The organism is Devosia neptuniae (assembly GCF_025452235.1).
Taxonomy (GTDB): Bacteria; Pseudomonadota; Alphaproteobacteria; order Rhizobiales; family Devosiaceae; genus Devosia.
The window spans coordinates 870,370-890,511 of sequence record NZ_CP104965.1 but is presented as its reverse complement, the minus strand read 5'-3'; the positions used below and the strand labels follow the sequence as shown (position 1 = coordinate 890,511).

Annotated in this window: 25 protein-coding genes; all 25 read left to right on the top strand. The window is 59.1% G+C overall.

Annotation, left to right across the window (positions count from 1 at the left end):
- Positions 1-73: 73 nt before the first annotated feature.
- The 25 genes from N8A98_RS06890 to N8A98_RS06780 all read left to right on the top strand — a co-directional run bounded on the left by N8A98_RS06890 (position 74) and on the right by N8A98_RS06780 (position 20,082).
- Positions 74-463 carry a hypothetical protein gene (locus tag N8A98_RS06890; RefSeq protein WP_262170197.1) on the top strand — a complete coding sequence of 130 codons (390 nt, stop codon included), beginning with the start codon at positions 74-76 and terminating at the stop codon, positions 461-463.
- Positions 417-2,384, top strand: a complete 1,968-nt coding sequence (locus N8A98_RS06885) for a terminase large subunit (protein ID WP_262170196.1) — start codon at positions 417-419, stop codon at positions 2,382-2,384. The genes N8A98_RS06890 and N8A98_RS06885 overlap by 47 nt, the downstream gene beginning before the upstream one ends.
- Complete coding sequence (locus N8A98_RS06880) at positions 2,384-3,616, top strand: phage portal protein (RefSeq protein ID WP_262170194.1); 1,233 nt, start codon at positions 2,384-2,386, stop codon at positions 3,614-3,616. Before N8A98_RS06885 ends, N8A98_RS06880 begins: the two co-directional genes overlap by 1 nt.
- A gap of 9 nt (positions 3,617-3,625) precedes the next feature.
- Positions 3,626-4,747 (top strand): S49 family peptidase, encoded by a 1,122-nt coding sequence (locus N8A98_RS06875; RefSeq protein ID WP_262170193.1) that lies wholly within the window; start codon positions 3,626-3,628, stop codon positions 4,745-4,747.
- 15 nt (positions 4,748-4,762) lie between these two features.
- Entirely contained in the window at positions 4,763-5,977 is a 1,215-nt protein-coding gene (locus N8A98_RS06870; RefSeq protein WP_262170191.1) for a phage major capsid protein, read from the top strand.
- 49 nt (positions 5,978-6,026) lie between these two features.
- A complete protein-coding gene (locus N8A98_RS06865) occupies positions 6,027-6,278 on the top strand; it encodes a hypothetical protein (RefSeq protein WP_262170189.1) in 252 nt (83 codons plus the stop codon).
- Positions 6,256-6,597, top strand: coding sequence for a hypothetical protein (locus N8A98_RS06860; RefSeq protein ID WP_262170188.1), 342 nt, complete (start codon positions 6,256-6,258; stop codon positions 6,595-6,597). Before N8A98_RS06865 ends, N8A98_RS06860 begins: the two co-directional genes overlap by 23 nt.
- Positions 6,598-6,616: 19 nt before the next feature.
- On the top strand, positions 6,617-6,997 hold the full coding sequence (locus N8A98_RS06855) for a head-tail connector protein (RefSeq protein WP_262170186.1): 381 nt from the start codon (positions 6,617-6,619) through the stop codon (positions 6,995-6,997).
- Positions 6,998-7,026: 29 nt separating this feature from the next.
- Positions 7,027-7,203, top strand: coding sequence for a hypothetical protein (locus N8A98_RS06850; protein WP_262170185.1), 177 nt, complete (start codon positions 7,027-7,029; stop codon positions 7,201-7,203).
- A gap of 15 nt (positions 7,204-7,218) precedes the next feature.
- Entirely contained in the window at positions 7,219-7,596 is a 378-nt protein-coding gene (locus N8A98_RS06845; RefSeq protein WP_262170183.1) for a hypothetical protein, read from the top strand.
- 6 nt (positions 7,597-7,602) lie between these two features.
- Positions 7,603-9,225 (top strand): hypothetical protein, encoded by a 1,623-nt coding sequence (locus N8A98_RS06840; protein WP_262170182.1) that lies wholly within the window; start codon positions 7,603-7,605, stop codon positions 9,223-9,225.
- Complete coding sequence (locus N8A98_RS06835; RefSeq protein ID WP_262170180.1) at positions 9,222-9,497, top strand: phage fiber-tail adaptor protein; 276 nt, start codon at positions 9,222-9,224, stop codon at positions 9,495-9,497. Before N8A98_RS06840 ends, N8A98_RS06835 begins: the two co-directional genes overlap by 4 nt.
- Positions 9,498-9,676: 179 nt before the next feature.
- A complete protein-coding gene (locus N8A98_RS23365) occupies positions 9,677-10,030 on the top strand; it encodes a head-tail adaptor protein (RefSeq protein ID WP_390888808.1) in 354 nt (117 codons plus the stop codon).
- Positions 10,023-10,409, top strand: coding sequence for an HK97-gp10 family putative phage morphogenesis protein (locus N8A98_RS06830; RefSeq protein ID WP_262170179.1), 387 nt, complete (start codon positions 10,023-10,025; stop codon positions 10,407-10,409). The genes N8A98_RS23365 and N8A98_RS06830 overlap by 8 nt, the downstream gene beginning before the upstream one ends.
- A 38-nt stretch (positions 10,410-10,447) precedes the next feature.
- Complete coding sequence (locus N8A98_RS06825; protein WP_262170177.1) at positions 10,448-10,810, top strand: DUF3168 domain-containing protein; 363 nt, start codon at positions 10,448-10,450, stop codon at positions 10,808-10,810.
- Between the two features lie 110 nt (positions 10,811-10,920).
- On the top strand, positions 10,921-11,337 hold the full coding sequence (locus tag N8A98_RS06820; RefSeq protein WP_262170176.1) for a phage tail tube protein: 417 nt from the start codon (positions 10,921-10,923) through the stop codon (positions 11,335-11,337).
- A gap of 22 nt (positions 11,338-11,359) precedes the next feature.
- A complete protein-coding gene (locus N8A98_RS06815) occupies positions 11,360-11,767 on the top strand; it encodes a gene transfer agent family protein (RefSeq protein WP_262170175.1) in 408 nt (135 codons plus the stop codon).
- The gene (locus tag N8A98_RS06810) at positions 11,764-11,907 is read left to right on the top strand and encodes a hypothetical protein (RefSeq protein WP_262170174.1); all 144 of its coding nucleotides are present in this window, start codon (positions 11,764-11,766) and stop codon (positions 11,905-11,907) included. Before N8A98_RS06815 ends, N8A98_RS06810 begins: the two co-directional genes overlap by 4 nt.
- A gap of 225 nt (positions 11,908-12,132) precedes the next feature.
- On the top strand, positions 12,133-14,457 hold the full coding sequence (locus N8A98_RS06805) for a tape measure protein (RefSeq protein WP_262170173.1): 2,325 nt from the start codon (positions 12,133-12,135) through the stop codon (positions 14,455-14,457).
- A 16-nt stretch (positions 14,458-14,473) separates the two neighbouring features.
- A complete protein-coding gene (locus N8A98_RS06800) occupies positions 14,474-15,169 on the top strand; it encodes a hypothetical protein (protein ID WP_262170172.1) in 696 nt (231 codons plus the stop codon).
- A 15-nt stretch (positions 15,170-15,184) separates the two neighbouring features.
- Positions 15,185-15,742: a hypothetical protein gene (locus tag N8A98_RS06795; protein WP_262170170.1), complete on the top strand. Its 558-nt coding sequence runs from the start codon at positions 15,185-15,187 to the stop codon at positions 15,740-15,742.
- Positions 15,739-16,224: a DUF6950 family protein gene (locus N8A98_RS23360; protein ID WP_390888807.1), complete on the top strand. Its 486-nt coding sequence runs from the start codon at positions 15,739-15,741 to the stop codon at positions 16,222-16,224. Before N8A98_RS06795 ends, N8A98_RS23360 begins: the two co-directional genes overlap by 4 nt.
- A complete protein-coding gene (locus N8A98_RS06790; RefSeq protein ID WP_262170169.1) occupies positions 16,178-18,346 on the top strand; it encodes a phage tail protein in 2,169 nt (722 codons plus the stop codon). Before N8A98_RS23360 ends, N8A98_RS06790 begins: the two co-directional genes overlap by 47 nt.
- Positions 18,347-18,412: 66 nt before the next feature.
- Positions 18,413-18,748, top strand: coding sequence for a hypothetical protein (locus N8A98_RS06785; protein WP_262170167.1), 336 nt, complete (start codon positions 18,413-18,415; stop codon positions 18,746-18,748).
- The gene (locus N8A98_RS06780) at positions 18,745-20,082 is read left to right on the top strand and encodes a hypothetical protein (protein ID WP_262170166.1); all 1,338 of its coding nucleotides are present in this window, start codon (positions 18,745-18,747) and stop codon (positions 20,080-20,082) included. The genes N8A98_RS06785 and N8A98_RS06780 overlap by 4 nt, the downstream gene beginning before the upstream one ends.
- The last annotated feature ends 60 nt before the right edge of the window (positions 20,083-20,142 follow it).

Genomic DNA, 20,142 nt, shown 5'->3' with positions numbered 1-20,142 from the left:
CCGAGGCAATTTGCCTTCGAGGGGTCACTTCAAAACCATACTACCAACCCCTTAAGAACACAAGGCATTTCGCATGGCCAAGCCGCGAATTCCGCGCGCCAAGGCACGTGCCACAGGCGCTGATGTCGCCCACAAAGAGCGCTTCGTTGGCCGCAATGAGCCGGCGGGGCTTGCCGACATTGGTGAGCCGTTCGATTGGCTCAATGACAACGCCAAAAAGGCATGGCGAGAAATCGTCGCAGAAGTGCCTTGGCTCAATAATTCACACCGAGGATTCCTAGCGATCGCCGCCAACATTCGTGGGCGCATGATCGCCGGCGAGGACTGCGGCGTGCAGGCGCTCAATCTACTTCGGCAATGCTACGGCCAAATGGGAGCGACGCCTGCCGACGCCTCAAAGGCTGGGGTACCGCCAGGTGACGATCAAGAAGACCCAGCCGAGGCGCACTTCCGCGGCGCCTAGCGGCGACATCATTGATCCGCCGTACCCGACTGGGCCGGTGGATGAGTATGCAGAGGCCGTACTGTCGGGCCAGATCGTTGCGGGGCCGCACGTCCGTAATTCGTGCAGACGTCACAAGCAGGATCGCGCAGAGGGACACAAGCGCGGTTTGCGATTCAACCTGTCTCTGGCACTCAAGAAGATTTCGGTTTTCGAGGACGTGCTGAAGCTCAACGGTGGCCAGTTCGAAGGCAAGCCGTTCCTGCTGCACACCTCGCAAAAGTTCAAGGTCGGGTCGCTGTTCGGCTGGCAGAAGCAGACGCCCGAGGGTGACTGGCTGCGCCGGTTCCGCCGCTACTATGGCGAAGAGGGCAAAGGCAACGGCAAGAGTCCGTTTGCTGGTGGCATCGGCATCATTGGCATGATGCTGGATGGCGAGGAGCGCGCCGAAGTCTATGCCGCCGGCAAGGACAAGGCCCAAGCCATGGTCCTGTTCCGTGACGCCGTAGCCATGGTCGATCAGTCTCCCGCTCTGGCAAGCCGGGTGGAGAAGTCTGGCGGTAACCCAGTTTGGAACCTGCGCTACCGGGATTCGTTCTTTCGCCCGATTTCGCGCGAAGGCGCGTCGAGCGGGCCGCGACCGTACATTGCCCTCTGCGACGAGCTGCATGAACATCCCAATGGCGATGTGATCGAAATGCTCGAGCGCGGTTTCAAATTCCGACGCTCACCTTTGCTTTTGATGATCACGAACTCCGGTTCGGATCGAAACAGCATTTGCTGGGCTGAACACCAGCACGCCGTCAAAGTGGCGGCAGGTACGCAAACGCCGGACGATGACTTTACCTATGTTGGTGAAGTATGGGACGGCAGCGACGACACTTTTTCCTACGTGTGCGCCCTCGACAAAGACGACGACCCGCTCACTGACCCGTCGTGCTGGATCAAGGCAAACCCGCTGCTCGGCGTCATCCTCAAGTACGAATACCTTGAGGGCGTCGTCGCCCAGGCCAAGGACATCCCCTCGAAGCGCAACGGTATTCTGCGTCTGCACTTTTGCGTGTGGACCGAGTCCGACACAGCATGGATCCCGCGACCACTCCTTGAAAAGGTGATGGCCGACTTCGATCCGTACGTGGAGCACGCAGGCAAAATCATAAATGGTGCGGGTTTGGACCTTAGCGGGACTAAGGATCTGACTTCCGCGGCGTTCTGTATCGAGACCGGCGTCAAGCGGGTGAAGAAAGCGGATGGCACGGAAGCGGACCTGCCTACCTATGACCTATGGGCCGAAAGCTGGACGCCTGGCGACACCATGGACGAACGTTCCAAGGTCGACCACGTGCCATATCGACTGTGGTCGGAGTCCTTCCACAAAGACGCTGACGGAAACGACATTCCGGGCCAGCCGTACCTCAACGCGCCGGAAGGCGGCAGAGTGCGGTTTGACCACGTCGCTGCGCACTTCGCACGGGTCGACGCCAGCCACGGCATCGGCGAGCTCGGTTACGACAAGTACAGCTATGACAAGTTCCAGGAAGAACTCGACAACTATGGGCTGTCGTTTGTCACGGTTGCTCACCCGCAGGGCGGCAAGCGTCGCGCGAAGCCAAGCGAAGCTAAGGTCGAGGCGGCCAAGGCTGCTGACCTGCCCGCACCACTTGGCCACTGGATGCCTGGCTCGGTCGCCAAGCTCGAGGAGTTAATCCTGGAAGAGCGTGTGCGTATTCGTCGGTCCCCGGTGACACTTACCGCACTGATGGGCGTGCACATCGAAACCGACCCGCTCATGGGCAACCAGTGGTTCAACAAAAGCAAAGCCACGGTGCGCATCGATCCGGCAGTTGCCGCGGCGATGGCTGTGGGCGTGGCCTGTGACACCCCGGCGGCACCGCAGGGCAGCATCGACGACTTCCTTTCCAACCCCATAATGGTGATTTGATGGGCTTTTTTGACCGATGGGCTGGAAGGCCCATCAAGCTCACCGATGGGGCGTTTTGGCGGGGCTTTTTTGGCCTCGGCACAACCAGCGGAGAGACGGTAAATTACGACACAGCACTGGCGCTTGATGCTGTTTGGGCCTGCGTAAACCTTATCGCCAACTCGGTTAAGACGCTCCCGTGCCTTGTGTACGGTGCGGACGGCGTAACTCTCGCCAAAGGCACCGATCTCTACGATCTGTTGCACGATATGCCCAATATGGACGACACGGCGCCAGATTTCTGGTCCATGGCGGCCATTTGCCTGTGCTTGGACGGAAATTTCTTCGCCGAAAAGAAGATGATTGGTGATCGCCTGGTCGCCCTGAACCCGCTGCACCCGCTTTGCGTCGACGTTTGCCGCAATTCTCGCAATGAACGCTATTACGAGTTCACCGAGGACGGCAAAAAGCGCCGTATTAGCGAAAAGAACATGTTCCACGTGCGTGGGGCTATTCTTCCTGGCTGCGACCGCGGCCTTTCACCAATCGGTGTGGTTCGCAACACGCTTGGCAATGCCATGGCGGCCGAAAAAACTGCCGGCAAGATGTTTGCTGGTGGTATGCAGGCGGCCGGCATCCTTTCCAGCGACCAAATCCTAAAGCCAGAGCAGCGCAAGCAGCTTGGTGAAGTTCTTGGGCAGTTTGCGGGCTCGGAGCGCGCCGGCAAGATTGCCGTGCTCGAGGCCGGGCTTAAGTACCAGCAACTGACGGTAAATCCGCAGGATGCGCAGATGCTGGAGACGCGCCAGTTCAGCGTCGAGCAGATTTGCCGCATTTTTGGCGTGCCGCCCGTCATGATCGGGCACGCTGCGAACGGAACCACCACCTGGGGCTCCGGTATCGAGCAGTTGATCCTGCAATTCACCAAAACCTGCCTCACTCCGATGCTGCGAAGCATCGAAGCCGCGGCACGTCGTGATTTGATGACGGCTGCTGAGCGCAAAACGACTTCGGTCAAGTTTTCGCTCGAAGGACTCCTTCGGGGCGATAGCGCCGCGCGCGCCGAGTTCCTGTCCAAGATGGTCGGGGCCGGCATTTACACCGTCGATGAGGCTCGTTCCTACGAGGACAAGGCCAAGATCGAAGGCGGCAACCAGTCCATCGTCAACGGCACCATGCAGCCACTGGCTAAGGTTGGTGAGGCCAAGCCTGCCAACCTCAATGTCACCGCGCCCAAGCCGGCAGCGGCATAGGGAATCCACATGAAGTATCATCATATTCTCTCTGCCTTCGCGGCGGAGCCGTGGGCGCTCGACCGCGAAAAACTGTCCGCAGTGACCGACTTCCTGCTTTTTAAGGCGGATGGCGGGGTTTACACCCCCGAGGAAGTCGCTCTGCGCATCGGTGGCGGGCAGAAGGCACAGGAAGCGGCGTCGCCCAAGGGCGTGGCGCTAATCCCTGTGTACGGCGTGCTCTCGCAGCGCATGACCATGATGTCCGACCTTTCGGGTGGCACCTCTTATCATTCGCTCACCCGTGCGCTGCACGCTGCGCTGGCAGACGATGACGTCTCGGCCATTGTCATGGAAATCGACAGCCCAGGTGGTTCGGTTCCTGGCACGATGGAACTGGCGGCTGAAATTCGCTCCCTGCGTGGCGGCTCCAAGCCGATTGTCGCGCATGTGAACTCCATGGCGGCAAGTGCTGCCTACTGGATCGCCAGCCAGGCTGATGAGATCGTGGTTACGCCATCCGGGCGTGCCGGCTCAATCGGCGTGTACACGGTGCACGAGGAAATCTCGGCAGCACTGGAAAAGGCTGGTGTTAAGCGCACCTACATTGCCTCGACACCCGAGAAGGTGGAAGGCAACGAGACCGAGCCCATGCCCAAGGACGCCCTGGAATTTGTCCAGGCTCGCGTCAACGAATCCTATCAGTTGTTCGTGGCCGAAGTCGCGGAAGGCCGCGGCGTTTCCGTCGAGACAGTGCTTGCCGATTTCGGCAAGGGCAGGGTGTTCGGCGCCAAGGAACTCCTGAAGCGAGGCATGGCGGATAGCATCGCCACACTGGACCAGACGCTGGCCCGGTTCGGTGCTGAAACCACGCCTGCCGCAGTCCGCAAAATCAAGGCGGACAACGCATCCAAGAATGGATCGGCTGAACTCTTGAGCGCGAAACTACGCTCGGGCGAGCCGATCACGAAACGCGAGTTCGAACACGGCCTCAAGGGACTTGTGGGCGCATCGAACTCGGAGGCAGAGCGGGCCGCTCGGCTCTACCTCAAGACCGATCAGGGGGATCCTGACGAGACGGAAAACGCCGCTGCTTTGGCGGCCATCGACCGAGTGCTGGCTGAAGCAAAAGCCTTCCCCAAAACCCCCTAAATCATCGGAGCCATCATGGCTGAACCTACTGTTGACCTGGCCACCAAGATTGGTGAGCTGGGCGCATCGCTTTCGACTATCAAGGAAACCGTCCAGAACCTGGGCGCGGACCTGACCGCCAAGGTGCAGGCTGGTGGCACTGTGACCGCCGAACTCAAGGAAGCCACCGACAAGGCGCTTTCCGAACTCGGCGATGTCACCACCCGCCTGGGCGACCTCGAGAAGCGTGCAGCTCGCGAAAAGGAAGCCGTCGAAGACGGTTACAAGTCGCTCGGCGACATGGTCATTGAGTCTGCCGCCTACAAGGCTGGAAATCTGACTGGCGCATCGCGCGGCGCTATCAAGGTGACCGCTGATCGTGCTGCCATTACCTCGGCCAACACCACTGTTGGTGCGGGTCGCTCGGCTGGCACGTCGCTGATCCCCGGCGCACGCGTGGCTGGCATCTTTGGTCTTCCAGAGCGCCAGCTTACCATCCGTGATCTGCTGCTCCCTGGCCAGACCTCGTCCAACAGCGTCGAGTACGTCAAGGAAACGGGCTACACGAACGCCGCAGCTCCGGTTGCTGAAACGACTGCAAAGCCCTATTCTGACCTGACCTTCGATATGGCGACTGCACCGGTTCGTACGCTGGCTCACCTGTTCAAGGCCTCGCGCCAGATTCTCGACGACGCCCCGGCGCTGAAGAGCTATATCGACGGTCGCGCCCGCTACGGCCTGAAGTTCGTCGAAGAGAACCAGCTTCTTAACGGTTCGGGCGTGGGCCAGAACATCCTCGGCATCGTGCCGCAGGCCACTGCGTTCGCCCCAGCCTTCACGCCTGCAGGCGAAACCGCTATCGACCGGCTGCGCCTTGCTATTCTCCAGGTCATTCTGGCCGAGTATCCTGCGACTGCGTTCGTTCTAAACCCGATTGATTGGGCCAAAATCGAACTCACCAAGGACGCCGGTGAAAACTACATCATCGGCAATCCGCAGGGCAGCTTGACGCCGACCCTATGGAACCTGCCGGTCGTGTCGACCCAGGCCATGGCTGCAGGCGACTTCCTGACTGGAGCATTCTCGTACGCCGCGCAGATTTTCGACCGCATGGAAATCGAAGTTCTGCTCTCGAGCGAGAACGTCGACGACTTCGAGAAGAACATGTTCACCATCCGCGCGGAAGAGCGTCTTGGCCTGGCCGTGTACCGCCCCGAAGCTTTCGTCACCGGCGATGTCAATCCTGCTTAATTGACGCGGGGGCGCTCCTGCGCCCCCTCACTCTTTCATGGAGGATGAGATGTCCGACGTATCCGTGCAGCCATTGCGCACATTTTGGCATGGCGAACTCAAGACGAAGCGCAGCAAGGCATTCGATGTCGAAACTGGCGCGGCGTACGAATTGAAGGCACTTGGCCTCGTTGAAATCAAGGGCGACACCGTCAAGGCGGCGCCAGATTTTGTTGAGTCTGTGGAGCCTGCGGTTGAGCCAATTGCGGTTCCCGCACCAAAGAAAAAGGCTAAGCCAGATGCTGTCGACAAAGACTCGTAAGCGCCGCGTAGCCAGCTACATTGGCGCCGGTATTGTGAACGGAATTGGCTCGCCCGCCAACACTGTTGCTCCGGCAATCACGGGCGCGGCTCAGGTTGGGCAGACGCTGACGTCCACGACCGGAACGTGGAGCGGATCGCCCACCTATACCCGCCAGTGGAAAGCAGCCGGCGTTGTGATCGTCGGAGCCACGGGCGCCACCTACGTTCCCGTCATTGCCGACATCGGCAAGGTCATCACCGTGACCGTGACCGCGACCAACGACAAGGGCAACGTCTCGGCCACCAGCGCGCCGACGGCAGCCGTTATCGCAGCCTAACTACACGACAGGAGCAGCAATGCCACTTCTTGAATTGCCGCTCGTTAAAAAGCATCTCCGCGTCTCGTTCGACGACGAAGACGCGGAGATCGCCATCTATCTGGCCGCCGCAGAATCCTTGGTCATTGAGACATTGGACAGGCCTGTTCTTCCTGCTGACAATGCTCTGCCCGAGGAGGGTGATGACGACTACGATGAGACGGCGATAATCGTGAACTCGGCGATCAAAGCGGCCATCCTTCTTGTGACTGGTCACCTTTACGAAAATCGCGAGGCATCGACCGATCAAAAGCTAGAGGAGCTTCCAATCTCAGTGAAGCACCTCATCGCGCCATGGCGCGTGTGGCGAAAGTTCGAGGAAGACGAGACGGACTGCAAAGACCGTTTCATCTGGAGCTAACCCACCCACCATTTTCTGAGGAGAAAACCATGGCCATCACTGGCGGCTTGATCGCGCACGCGAAGCCAAAAGAAGCGACAATTTCAGCGGTTATCACGCGCGCCGACGGCAGCCGGGAAGACCTTGGGACGGTGGCTTATTATCACCGAAACCCAATTTTGCAGTGGTGGTGGAATATCCGCCATCCCGGCCAAAACAAGCGCTAGACACAAGGATTTAAAATGGTCGCTCGCGTCCAGAATGCCGGGCTCGCCCGTTTCACATTACTTCTGGCCGCAGCGTCCTGGTATCTCCAGTGGGGCACAGGGTCTGGTGCGGCAGCCACAGCCAACGTGGTCACCACGACGACCACGACAGAGGCACGCGCGGCCGCCACTATGTCGCAACAGACCACTACCGTGACTAGCGACACACTACGCGCGGTCGGGACGATTACTGCTGCCGGCGCTCGAGCCATCACGGAAATCGGCCTGTTCGACGCAGCTGGCACGGGCTCGCCACCGACAGGTGGGAACATGGACATCTGGGGTGACTTCTCGGTGATTAACCTCGCTAGCGGTGACAGCATTGCCTTCACCTTGAATACCACGTTCTCGTAGCATCCAGTGGCCGTATCATTTGGGGCCATTGGATCCAGAACCAATAAAGCGGCTGTAGCAGCAACAGATACGATCACTCCGGCTCTGCCAGTAGGGGTGTCCGCTGGTGATCTCCTTATCATCTTCGCATCGAGTCTACGGGATGCAACGACATTTTCGGCTGATCAGAGTTACGTAAAGACCCGACAAAACACCAAGATTTCGATCCTGGAGAAAACCGCCGGTGGCAGCGAAGTCGCGCCAACAATTACCTTCGGCGGGTTGACAGTTGGAGACCTGATCTCCGCCGTGATTATGCGGTTCCCAGGCGGCGCAGCGACCAAGGACTGGTCCAACGTGACGGGCACAGCGAGTGCCACGACCCTACCAGGGCCGCCGTTGACGGTCACCGATACCGGCAGCGTTGGCGTCGTCATTGGATACCAACCGAACGATAAAACCGGAGCGACGTTTACCGCGAACAGTTGGACTGAGCGCGAGTACACTTTTACGACGACCGGCACAGACGGTACGCACTACATCGCTACCCGTGATGGGTTGGCGTCTGGTGCGCAGACCATGCCGACATGGACATGGGTGGGCGGCCTTGAATACCGCGCGATCAGCTTTTCGGTGCCACCTGCGTCGTCTGGATCTACAACAAACCAATCGGTAACGGCTGGCGCGACCAGTTCGGTATCTGTGGTGCGAAGTGCTGGCAAGACGGTAGCTGCTGTGTGCGGTGGCGCATTAGCATTGCTCCGCATAATCGGTAGGCATGTGATTGCGACATCTGTTGGCGTTGTGACGGCTAGAAAAGTAGCTAGCAAGGCGACGTATGTGTCCATTGCGGGCGCTGTCGGTCGCGCCAATTCCATAATTAAAGTCTTGGCGTTCACGGTGGCTAGCGCCGTGGCAATTCAAAACCTTCGCGCGCTTGTGCGAACAATATCTGTCACCGCATCGACTTCCACGGCCACGATGAAGGCGGTTTCTGCAATCCGTGCTTTTTCTGGCACAACTGTCACCACGGTAAGCGCATTGCGCGCGTTCCTGGTGACCGTCACGGCTTCCGTGGCGAGTTCGGCTGCTTGGGGACGAAGGACAGGGAAAAACCTGTCAGTGGCGGTCTCTGGCGTTGCGGCGGTGGCGAAATCATCTGCCCATGCGACGCAGGTTGCTGCCGGCACGCTGGTTTTCGCTACCAAGTCGGTTGGCAAGGCTGTTTCGCTCGGCTTTGGCACTGTCGTTACAGCGTTTGTCTCGAATGCTTACCATGTGGTCGTCACAACGGCTGTTTCGGTCGGTGTTTCGGCAGTCAGATCGGTGTGCTCTGCCGTTGCAGTTTCCACACACAGCGCGGCTCTGGTGGGCAAGGCCGTGGCGTTCACTGTGGCCGCAGCGTCATCGACGCTGGTCAGTCTCCTACGCTCCATCGGTGGTGGTGTGTTTACCGCTTCAGTGCGTGTTGCCACGGCCATCAACACGGTCAGACTGGCCATAATTGGCACCGACAGGCGAAACGCAAGCGCAGCCGCGATGCCCCGCGCAGCCGTCACCGCCAAAGAAAAAAGAACAGCCAGTGTCGCTTCAGAGCGCCGCACTGCCGCGGTGAGTGCCGCCGTGCGAACCGTACAGGGTGACCTATGAGCCTATCCTGGGATGCAAAAGACCCGAACGAAGTGCTGGACTACGACCTTAACTGGGCGGCCAGGCTGAGTGGCGACACGATTGTCACCTCGACCTGGCTGCTGGCTGACGGCGCGCTCGTGATCGACAGCGATGAGCAGTCAGGCACCGCCACGAAAGTTTGGCTTTCCGGTGGTGCCGAGGGTGTCTCGTACACGCTTACCAATCGCGTGGTGACTTCCGGCAATCGCACCATGGACGAGTCCGTCCGGATCAAAATCAAATCTCGATAATCGGCGCTAGGCGTCACAGGAGCCGCTTGTGCGAGTCCGCTTCACTGAAAACTTCGACTGGGATCCTCCGGAGAAATTCGGGAAGGTCACGCTGGCGTTCAAGCCAGGAAATCAAACTGTGCGCCGTGAGTGCGGCGATGCAGCGGTAGCGGCTGGCAGGGCAGTGGAAATAGGGGGCGATGATGGCGCAAAAGACAGGAGCCGGACCCCTTAGGGAAGTTCTCATTGCCCAGTCTCGCGAAGAAATCGACGATGGCTATGGAAATTTGGAGGGCGTCTGGGTCGGAACGCAAAAGCACCCAGCCGCAGTAGAGGTTCGCAGGGGCGGTGAGGCCGTCATTGCTGGTAGGCTGCAGGGTGTTGCCACTTATATCGTGACAGCCCGATACAGTGCCGCCGCTGCAGCCATTACCCCCGGTTGGCGATTTGTCGACGCGCGCTCCGGCGCAGTGTACTCAATCCGCACCGCTATTCACCGCCCCCGTCGAGATTACATCGACTTTGACGTCGAGATTGGTGTGGCGGATGGCTAAGATATTCGGGCTGTCCTCCCTTGAAAAAAAGCTGCGCGCTATCCCTAAGGCAACGCGGGTGGAAATCCGCGGTGTATTGGAGAAGTCGGCCACTGAAATGGTGGCGCTAGCCAAGTCGCTTGCGCCTACAGACGACGGTGACCTGGTTGCTAGTATTCGGCAGGAGCCGGGCAAGCATGATTTGTCGGTGGTAGTCAGGGCGGGCGGCGAGGCAACCACACGCAACGGGTACGATTACTCGCTGGCGGTTGAGCATGGAACGGCGAACATGCCGGACCAGCAATTCTTCTGGCCAGCCTATCGCGCCGTCAAGAAGCGCGCCAAGAGCCGTGCCACCTCGGCAGTTCGTAAGGCGGCCCGCACCGCAGCAGGTGTTTGATGTCAACTGACCCTAGCCTCGCATTGCAGGGTGCCTTCGTGGCCGCCATTAAAGCGCTGAATACCGAATCCGGGACACGCGTTTACGACCGTGTGCCGGCCACAAAGGTCTTCCCATACGTGCATCTTGGCACTGGTTCGGTATTGCCGAACCAAGCGGACTGTTACGACGGCAGCGACGTGTCGTTGACCGTTCATATCTGGTCTCGTGCCGTCGGCTGGCCCGAGGCAAAGCGCATCGCATCTGCCATTAGGGCAGGACTGCACAACACCGAACTTCCGCTCGTCGGCCATACGCTTGAACTGCTCGAGATTGAACGTGCCGATTATCTGAACGACCCTGACGGACTTACCAGTCACGTGGTCCTAACGTTCCGGGCACTAACACAGCCCGCGGACTAGCGCCTCCCGGCACTTTTACCCCCACATAGCGGCTGCCCATCGGGCGGCCTTTTTCGTTTGAAAGGCCCATTTTAATGGCACGCCCAACTACTGTCCTCGGTAGCAAATTCTTGATCCAACTTGGCGATGGCACCACGCCGACAGAAGTCTTTGTCGCGCCATGCGCACTGACTTCCAAGGGCATCAACTTTTCCGCTGAATCAAACGACTTCAACGTGCCGGACTGCGACGACGAAGACGCTGCGGTATGGACTGAGCGCGTCGTTTCTGCGCTTTCCGCCGGCGTGTCGGGGTCAGGTACTCTGGCCACGGAAAGCCTCGACCTCTGGGAAGAGTGGTTCCTTTCTGGCGCCGCCAAAAACATTCGCGTGAAGATCGACAAGCCAGTTGCACAGGGCGGCCGACATTACGCCATGAGCGCCATTCTGACGGCGTTCAACATTACTGCCAACATCGGCGAACTCGCCCAAATCGAAGTTGAAATTGCCAGCAACGGCGAGGTCGTATCCGTTCCCGCCGCCGCCTAGTGAACAGCGAGAGGAGCGCTAGATGAGCGACAGCTCGATCGACCTAGACTGGGGGGATGGGCGGCACAAGTTCGCCCTCCCTATCGGCCAGCTTCGCGAGTTGCAGGACAAGTGCGACGCCGGGCCTAACCGGGTATTGCAGCGTCTTGCCGGTATAGACTGGAAGATAGACGACATTCGGGAAGTTATGCGCCTCGGTCTTATCGGTGGCGGCATGAAGCCAACTGACGCGCACCTGCTGTGCGTTCGGTATGTTGACAACCGCCCGCTACTTGAAAGCCGCCTGCATGCCCAGGCTATCCTAATGAAAGCGCTGGTCGGCGACCCCGAAGACCCCGTGGGAAAAAATCCAGCGGATCAGGTGAAGAATCCAGAGACGGAAGAATCGCCTGGTCCGCCTTTATCGGATGGTGTCCCATCCTCGGAATGACTCCGCGCGACATGGACGCCATGTCCCTTTGGGAATTCACTGCCATGGTGGATGGCTACAAGGCCGCCAACTCATCAGACGAGAAGCCAGAAGCGCCGTCGGCAGACGAGTTCTACGCGATGGTGGCTAACGCCAGCTAGTACGCTCGCCGCACACAGGGCAGCGCCACGGCGACTTCCCAAAGAGCGCCAGCAATATCCAAACCGGAATCCAGAAGCCAACTGTTACCACTGCCAGCAACAGGTGGAGGACATGGTTCGGCGTCTGGCGTTCGGCAAGGACTTTGCCGTGCTCATCGCAGTAGCGCCGCGTCTTTTGCGTCCCCATTAAATCCGCCGCTTGCCGGCCCCACAGCGAGGCGCCCCGTGGCAGATACTATCCAAACTCTGCTGGTCTCGCTAGAGGCCAGAATCGCCGGTTACGAGCGCGAGATGAAGCGCGCAGTTGGCGTTTCAAGTAGGTCCGCGAAGTCGATTGAGACGCGATTTGCGGCGATGAATCGCAACGTCTCTAACAGTTTCAACAGTTTTAGCCGCGGCATCGCCACCGCGTTCGCCGGTGCCGCAGCAATTCGCGGTGCGCAGACTTTAATCGACGCCTCGACGCGGATCGAAAACAGCCTGAAAGTAGCCGGGTTGTCGGGTCAAGCTCTGACCGACGTTTACGACGATCTCTTCAAGAGCGCGCAGCGCAATGCCGCGCCACTTGAGGCTCTGGTTGAATTGTATGGCCGCGCGTCCCTAGTTCAGAAGGAACTGGGTGTTTCGACTGAGGAGTTACTGGGCTTTACCGACAAGGTGGCTGTGGCGCTCCGCGTGTCTGGTAAGTCCGCCGCGGAGTCCTCCGGCGCGCTGCTGCAGTTGAGCCAAACACTCGGCGGTGGAATCGTTCGTGCCGAAGAGTTTAACTCTATCCTGGAAGGCGCTTTGCCAATTGCGCAGGCGGCCGCCGCAGGGCTGGAGGAGGCTGGCGGTTCTGTTGCCAAGCTCCGCCAGTTGGTTGTGGACGGAAAGGTCTCAAGCGAGGCGTTCTTCCGCTCGTTCGAGGCCGGCTCTTCAATCCTCACCAATAAGGTCGCCGGCGCGGAACTCACTGTTTCTCAGGGCTTTATCCGCCTGCAAAACGTCCTTATCGACACGGCTGGCAAATTTGATACGGCGACAGGCGCTTCGACGCGCATCGCTGGCGTGCTGCAGCAACTTTCCAACGCCATCGAAGGCGCTGGCACGGCTGCGGATGCAAACGCACCAGCAATCAATCGCTTTCTGGACTTCATTAGTAGCGTCGGAAACGAGTTCGGCGACGACCTTCTGGCCGGAACAGTCCGCGAATTCGAGGCCATCGGCAGTGCCGTAGACTCTGTCGCAGGCAGCTTCGATCGCTACGGCGCTTCAGTCAGTGACGCGGAACTAGCCACGGCGCAAGCCGAACAAGCACTAGCCTCGTTTGCGTTGAACGGTGCAAGCCAATTTGGTGCGCTTGAGCCAGTCGTTGACGACTTCATCCAGCAGCTGCTGGAAGGGAAAGGCACAGCTGAAACCGCCGCAGAGGCGATCAATGCAATCGGTGCGGCGGGGGACTTCGGGCCGCTGATCGGGCAACTCGGCGGTTTGGTTTCCGCGCTCTTCGCTGTCCGCAGTGAGGCAGTTGCAACTGCAGCGGCTGTTGCGGCCGCGCAGCGAGGTGAAACGTCTCGTACGAATATCGAAGGCCAGCGCGCGGAGCAGTTGGCAAATCGACCCAAGCCGTCCGCTGTCGTTAAGCCGGTTTCATTGTCGGACTACAAGATCCCCGCATCTGACAAAAAAGGCTCAGGCTCCAAAACGTCTCCCGGCGAAAAGCTGGACGATATCCTCAAAAAGCAGGCCGAAGAAAACCGCCTGCTGCAGGAAAAGACAGCACTTCAGGCAACGCTTAATCCTCTGGTCAACGACTACGGCTTCGCAGTTGAGAAACTGCGGGTTTCGCAGGAGCTTCAGACCGCAGCGACTGCGGCCGGCATCGAGCTTACGCCAGCCCTGAAAGCCACCATTGACGAGCTGGCTACTGGCTATGCCAATGCCTCCGTTGAGGCGGCGAAACTGGCCGAGAGCCAAGAGCAGATTAAGCAAATCGCCGCCGACTTCGGCGAGGCGGGAAAGTCGGCAATCCAGGGATTTATCTCTGACCTGCGCGAAGGCAAGTCCGCTGCGGATGCACTCAGCAACGCCATGGCAAGCATCCTGGACTCGGTCATTCAGATCGGGATCAACGCCCTGCTTGGCGGCTTTGGTGGCGGGGGCGGCCTGCTTGGCGCGCTTGGCGGCTTGTTCGGCTTTGCCGGCGGTGGATACACCGGGGCAGGTGGCAAGAATGAACCAGCTGGCGTGGTTCATCGTGGGGAGTACGTCTTCACCAAAGCTCAAACCGAACGTCTCGGTGTCGGCAACCTGTCACGGCTAGCCAAGGGCTGTGCCAACGGCGGTTATGTCGGCTCACCTGGGGCGGTTTCCAGCCGCAGTCAGCAAGGCCTCCGCATCTCCGTCGGGGTCGATGTAGATAACAGCGGCAGCCTCATGCCGTTCGTCACTAGCGTTGCCGACGACCGCGTTGCCAAGGCCGCGCCCGGCATCGGCGGGGCTGCAGTGCGGACTTCCCTACAGCAGTCGCCAATGGCAAACACCGAGTATCAGGCCAGATACGGTTCCTAACAGAGAAGACAGCGTAATGCCCGAAATTATTGAGCTGGCTGGCCTTCCAATATCTGACCGAACCGACCCGCTCCTGGTGCCAAATACCAGGAGCGGCGGTGTCGCGCTGAATGGCATGGAGCAGGTAATCTCGCCGCTCACATCCATTTGGAAGTGGCGCATTATCTTGCCGATCAACACGGTGGGTCGTGCGCGTGCATGGCGGGCCGTAAACGCCAAGCTTGACGGCAGATTTAATTATTTGCGCGCAAGAATTTGCGATCAGTACAGGATTGGCCGTCGCAGTATCGGGGCATCTTATCCTGGCGACAGCGTTCCACACAGCGACGGCGCGTTCTTTAGTGACGGCACTGGCTATGCGCTCGCGCAGCCAACGTCCGCCGTACAAGTCGCAGCACCACGTGGTGCAACATCGGTTCGCGTCCTGGCCTCAGACTTTGCGGGGGCGATGACCGCCGGCGTGTTCTTCAGTGTGAACGAATGGCTGCATATAGTCACCGACTGGGAACTAGCCGGCACCACGGAAGAGTTCATCGACATCACCTTCAAGCCGCCGCTCCGTGCTGCGGTCGATGTCGATGACACGGTGGACTTCGATGCCAAAAGCATCTGGGTCTTGGACACTGATGAAATGGGCCGCATGCCGTTACGGCTGGGCCGGTTTGGCGAAGTCGAACTGAATTTGACGGAAGCGCTAGGGCGCTCCGAGTAGCCCCTTGGAGGCTAAATGCTGCCCCTCACCGTTTCAGAACTTGCCGCGGGGCACCGCGTGCAGGCGGCAACGCTATTTGAATTTCAGTTTGCCTCAGGAACGCAGCGCTTTTGGGATGGCCATGGCTATCTTGCCGCCGGCGGACATGAATGGCAGGGCTTCGGCGAGATGGGGTCCGTCTCTGGGCTCGAGCAAAGTCGTGGCCTCGGCGCCCCCCAGACCACCTTCAAGTTGTCGGGCGTCGACTCAAACCTGCTTTCAATCGCTGTCAATTCGGCGGCGGAGGTTACTGGTCGGCCCTGCGCCGTCCACCTCCAGTTCCTAAGTTCTGCCTACACAGCGCTCGATACGCCGATCGCCATCTGGGCCGGAACGATGGACACGCTGTCGTTTGTGGCAGGCGTGAAGGACCAATCGATCACGCTCTCGGCCGAAACGCTATTCGTGGATCGGGTGCGGGCGCCTTGGGGTCTCTACACAGATACCGATCAGCGTGCTCGCTGGCCTGGTGACCGTGGCTTCGAGTTCATGGCCTCGCTGCTCTACAAAACTGTGAATTGGCTGAGGGGGTGATTGCGGTGAACGCCAAACCCGACCGGCCCGATACCAAGCGCGTCCTCACTTCCTTCCTCATTGCGAAGTCATCTCGGCCATTCGAATGGGGTCGAGATGACTGCTCCCTGATGCTCGCTGATTGGTGGCTCCGCGTTCACGGCACCGACCCAGCCGATTGGCTGCGGGGCGCCTACGGGACGGCTGAGCAAAAAGATGCAGTCCTGCTCCAACACCGCGGCCTACAGCGCTTGGTGACCCGTATTGCCCGCGAGGCGGGAGCTATGCGCACCGCTTCTCCCAACACTGGTGATTTCGGCCTCATCGCTGTCGGCGGACGCCCCTACGGCGCCATTTGCACTGGCCGCGTCACCGGCAAGGCTTGCTGGGCCGCGCGCTCAGAAACCGGCGTCACCTTCCTAACAAATCCCAGAATTTTGAGAGCGTGGTCCATTCATGACGTGGTTCCGTTGGCCCCCGCGACAGTGGGAGGCGCAGACTAGTCGTCCGCCGCAAGACCCCCTTTCCATTGGTGTCGCCTTCCTGGTCAATATTGGCTGGGGCGGTGCGATTTCCGGTATCGGTGCCACGCTGGTTGGCTCTGCACTGATTGGCGCCGCCCTATTGGGGGCGTCCCTCCTTACCGCGGCGTTTGCACCCAAACCAAATACGCCGCAGGCGCAGGAACGGCAGGCCACTGTTCGGCAGTCGGTTGGGCCGCGTTGGCGTTTTTATGGGCGCGTCAAGGTTGGCGGCGCGCTTTGGTTCTTCGAAAACAAAGACGGATACCTCTATTCCGGTATTACCCTCAATGAGGGTGAAATCTCCGCCATACGTGAAATTTGGCTTAATGATCAGCTGGTTACAGTGGATGCCAATTCTTACGTTGTCGAAGCGCCATACCATTATACGCCATCGGGAAGCGCAGGCCCCGGTGGCGGCGGATCCCCCACCGAGCAATATGTTGCCCGTGTTTACTTCAAGACAGGCACTGCCTCACAAACTGTCCATGCCGCCCTCGACAGCGCCTTTCCAGAGGTAACAGCGGATCATCGCCTTCGCGGCGTAGCCAATTGCCTCGCTATTTTTTACGAGGTTCCATCTGACAAGATCGGTGAGGTTTACCCCCAAGGCAACCCTGGCGTCCGCGTCGTCATGGACGCCACCTTGGTCAAGTCGGTTCGCACCGGCGCTCGTATCTTCTCCGACAACCCAGCCGATTGCATCTATGACTATTTGACCGGCGTTGATGGTGCGGGTTTCCCCGTTGGTGCGGGGAAGCTCGAGAGCCAGATTGATCTGGCGTCATTTCAAGCATTCGCGAACCTCTGTGATGAGTTGGTACCGCTTAAGGCGGGTGGCTCGGACAAGCGATACCGTCTGGCTGGTGGTTACGCCCTCAACGAGGAAATGCGCACCGTCCTGTTGAGGATGTGTCAGGCCTGCGACGCCGATCTCTACATTAACGGCGCAGGCAAGATGGCTATCCGTGGCGGCAAGTGGGTTGCCCCAACACTGACGCTGGATTCCAGTCTAGGTCACATCATCAGTGGAGATTTTCGCCAAGGTCAATCGGCGCTCGCGGCCTTCAATGAACTCAATATCACCTACGTCGATCCGGCGCAGGATTACCTGGATAGCGAGGGAGAGCGTTGGCTTGATGAGTCCAACATCGCTCTACGCGGCAGGGTGCTCTCCGAGCAACTAGACCTGCCGATGGTGCCCTACCATGGGCAGGCGCGGCGGCTGGCGAAGATACACACCGCCAAGAGCAATCCGCTTTGGGTCGGTACAATCGTCACCAATTTCTATGGGCTGAACGCTCTCGGCGAAGAAACGGTCACCATCAAGTTTGGGCCTCTGGGTATCGACACCTCGTTCCTTGTCCAATCGGTAAAGATACTGGACGACTTGTCCGGTGTTCAGCTTTCGGTGACCTCGCTAGGTGCTTCCGCCTACAGTTGGGATGCAGCGACGGAGGAAGGCAGTGGGCCGGCATCTCCGCCAGATACATCTGAACCGATTGCCTTGGTGCCGCCGGAGGACTTCAATGTCTCGGCTGCCAACCTGATCATCGATGGATCGCCCGTTGGTCCATACCTGCCAGCAACATGGACTGAACCATCCCGCACCAGCTTGTCACAGGAGGTCGAGTACCGAGTTGCCGGAGAGCCCGCATGGAGCAACATGGCGGTAACTGACGGTCAAGGCTTTGCACAAAGCACAGTTGTCACATCGGGGGCGGCTTATCAGGTACGCGCCCGCACAAGGTCTCCTGGTGGGGTCTATAGCGACTACACAGATATCGTCGATATAACGGCTACCCCAGACATCAGCAATCCTGCTGCGCCTACCGGCGTGTCGGGAGCGGGCGGCGCAGGTACTGTCACGATCAACGCCACGCACTCCGCCAGTTCCAACTCAGTCGGTGTCCGAATCTATCGCGGCACCACGAATGTGTTTGGCAGCTCGGTGCTCGTGCAGACCGAATATGGTTCGCCCGGCGTCGATTTCTCTGTGACCAGGACCGAAACCGCAGGCACCCGGTACTACTGGGTCGTCGCCATAAATGGCGGCAGCGGATCTTCCTCTGCGGTGCCAACTGGCGCGGTTGTCGTAACATAAGGGGTTAGGAAAATTACAGATCGAGCGACTTATAGCGCCAGCCTAACCCGCGGCGACTGCTTTGACTTGTCTTTGGTTTACAAGGCGGACAACGTTGTTGTGAACTTGACTGGTTACACAGCAGAAATGGCAATCACCTGGCCTGCATCCTACAATAAAGCTCTCGGCAGCATAGCTGCCGGGGGCGTCGAGTTGACTGGTGCCATTACGGCGTTGTCGGGGCTTATCGAGTTCCATCTTGATGGAAACTCTGTAGGCGGCACGCCAAACACCACTGACAATATTCCCAAGATAAACGATGCAACATATGCGGTTAGGATCACGGCCCCTGATGGGTGCCTGCAGACAATCCTGACCGGCGGTATCCGGGTCTACCAGAACCAATTTGAGGCCGCAGAATGACAGACCTTGTAGAGGTTCATGTCGCCGAGCGAACGGTCATCGAGGTCACTGCCCCTGGCCCGCAAGGCATTCAGGGTGAGACTGGGCCAGTCGGCCCGTCCGTCGCCGACGGTGATAAGGGCGACATTGTCGTCTCTGGGTCTGGGGTTACTTGGACAATCGATCCAACGCTGCTGTCTGCTTTCATGCGCGGCATTATGGCTGCAGCAAACGAGGCAGCGTTCAAGGCCGCAGTCAACCTGGAGATCGGCGTCGATGTTCAGGCGTATTCGGCTGTGCTCGCTGGAACAACTGCATCGTTCCTTACGGCGCATTCCACCAAACTGGGACACATATCCGTTACCCAGTCGGTCGATCTTGACGCTATAGAGACTCGGGTCAATGCACTCGACGCAGCGGTAATCCTGAAAGGTACATGGGATGCCTCTACGGGCGCATTCCCTGGCTCCGGTGTTGCGCAAGCGGGCGATAGTTACATCGTGTCGGTTGCAGGCACTGTTGGCGGTATTGCGTTTGCGCTCAACGATCGACTGATAGCGATTACCGATAACGCCAGTACCACAGTATTCGCAGCCAATTGGTTCAAGGCCGACTACACCGACGCAGTGCTCTCCGTGGCTGGCAAGACCGGTGCTGTAACCATCCAGGTTTCCGACATCATGGACATGTCGGCCAACGCCAGGTCATTCAATCAAGCGGCGAACTACGCAGCGATGCGGGTGGCGCTGTCTCTCGTGCCCGGAACTGATGTCCAGGCGCAGGGCGCAACCCTGACTGCCCTTGAGGCGTTGAATTTTGTTCAAGGCGACATCGTCTACTTTAGCGCTGCCGATACCCCTGTGCGGTTATCCAAAGGATCGGCCGGTCAGGTCTTGACCATGAACGTTGGCGCTACCGCTCCGACATGGGCCGCACCCGCATCGGGTGCGCCTGTCAGTTTCTCTGCCAACAAGAACGCTATCGATCAGGCAGGCATCCCAAGCGCCACCGCAACCCAACTCACCTTTTCCACCGAAGAGTGGGATGATGGGCCATACTTTTCGTCAAGCGCCTGGACACCTCCCGCGGGTCGGTACCGCATTTCTGCAAGCGCGCAGGTAACCGCCGGGGTCACAGTTGGGGCGCTACATGAGTTGGTCGTTTACAAAAACGGATCACCCCACAGGTACCTCGATCTAAGTGAGATTTTGCAATATTCGACGTTAAAAGGCGCTTGTGTGGTGAGCGCTAACGGCACCGATGTTTTCACGATTTGGTATTCGGGTGCAGGGGCGGGGACGAAGACAATCTCCGGCGGCGTTCTTACCACATATTTCCAAGGCGAGGCGATTTAGTTTCGCCAGCTAACCAAATTCACAGAAACACAGGGCTGCCTTTAGGGCGGCCCTTTTTAT

Excerpts from the sequence above, each read along its gene's own strand:
- N8A98_RS06810 (WP_262170174.1), top strand. The coding sequence starts at position 11,764 with ATGACTCCGCGCGACATGGACGCCATGTCCCTTTGGGAATTCACTGCC.
- N8A98_RS06800 (WP_262170172.1), top strand. The coding sequence starts at position 14,474 with ATGCCCGAAATTATTGAGCTGGCTGGCCTTCCAATATCTGACCGAACC.
- N8A98_RS06855 (WP_262170186.1), top strand. The coding sequence starts at position 6,617 with ATGCCACTTCTTGAATTGCCGCTCGTTAAAAAGCATCTCCGCGTCTCG.
- N8A98_RS06865 (WP_262170189.1), top strand. The coding sequence starts at position 6,027 with ATGTCCGACGTATCCGTGCAGCCATTGCGCACATTTTGGCATGGCGAA.
- N8A98_RS06835 (WP_262170180.1), top strand. The coding sequence starts at position 9,222 with ATGAGCCTATCCTGGGATGCAAAAGACCCGAACGAAGTGCTGGACTAC.
- N8A98_RS06875 (WP_262170193.1), top strand. The coding sequence starts at position 3,626 with ATGAAGTATCATCATATTCTCTCTGCCTTCGCGGCGGAGCCGTGGGCG.
- N8A98_RS06830 (WP_262170179.1), top strand. The coding sequence starts at position 10,023 with ATGGCTAAGATATTCGGGCTGTCCTCCCTTGAAAAAAAGCTGCGCGCT.
- N8A98_RS06845 (WP_262170183.1), top strand. The coding sequence starts at position 7,219 with ATGGTCGCTCGCGTCCAGAATGCCGGGCTCGCCCGTTTCACATTACTT.
- N8A98_RS06780 (WP_262170166.1), top strand. The coding sequence starts at position 18,745 with ATGACAGACCTTGTAGAGGTTCATGTCGCCGAGCGAACGGTCATCGAG.
- N8A98_RS06790 (WP_262170169.1), top strand. The coding sequence starts at position 16,178 with ATGACGTGGTTCCGTTGGCCCCCGCGACAGTGGGAGGCGCAGACTAGT.
- N8A98_RS23365 (WP_390888808.1), top strand. The coding sequence starts at position 9,677 with ATGATGGCGCAAAAGACAGGAGCCGGACCCCTTAGGGAAGTTCTCATT.
- N8A98_RS06870 (WP_262170191.1), top strand. The coding sequence starts at position 4,763 with ATGGCTGAACCTACTGTTGACCTGGCCACCAAGATTGGTGAGCTGGGC.
- N8A98_RS06850 (WP_262170185.1), top strand. The coding sequence starts at position 7,027 with ATGGCCATCACTGGCGGCTTGATCGCGCACGCGAAGCCAAAAGAAGCG.
- N8A98_RS06860 (WP_262170188.1), top strand. The coding sequence starts at position 6,256 with ATGCTGTCGACAAAGACTCGTAAGCGCCGCGTAGCCAGCTACATTGGC.
- N8A98_RS06880 (WP_262170194.1), top strand. The coding sequence starts at position 2,384 with ATGGGCTTTTTTGACCGATGGGCTGGAAGGCCCATCAAGCTCACCGAT.
- N8A98_RS06815 (WP_262170175.1), top strand. The coding sequence starts at position 11,360 with ATGAGCGACAGCTCGATCGACCTAGACTGGGGGGATGGGCGGCACAAG.
- N8A98_RS06890 (WP_262170197.1), top strand. The coding sequence starts at position 74 with ATGGCCAAGCCGCGAATTCCGCGCGCCAAGGCACGTGCCACAGGCGCT.
- N8A98_RS06795 (WP_262170170.1), top strand. The coding sequence starts at position 15,185 with ATGCTGCCCCTCACCGTTTCAGAACTTGCCGCGGGGCACCGCGTGCAG.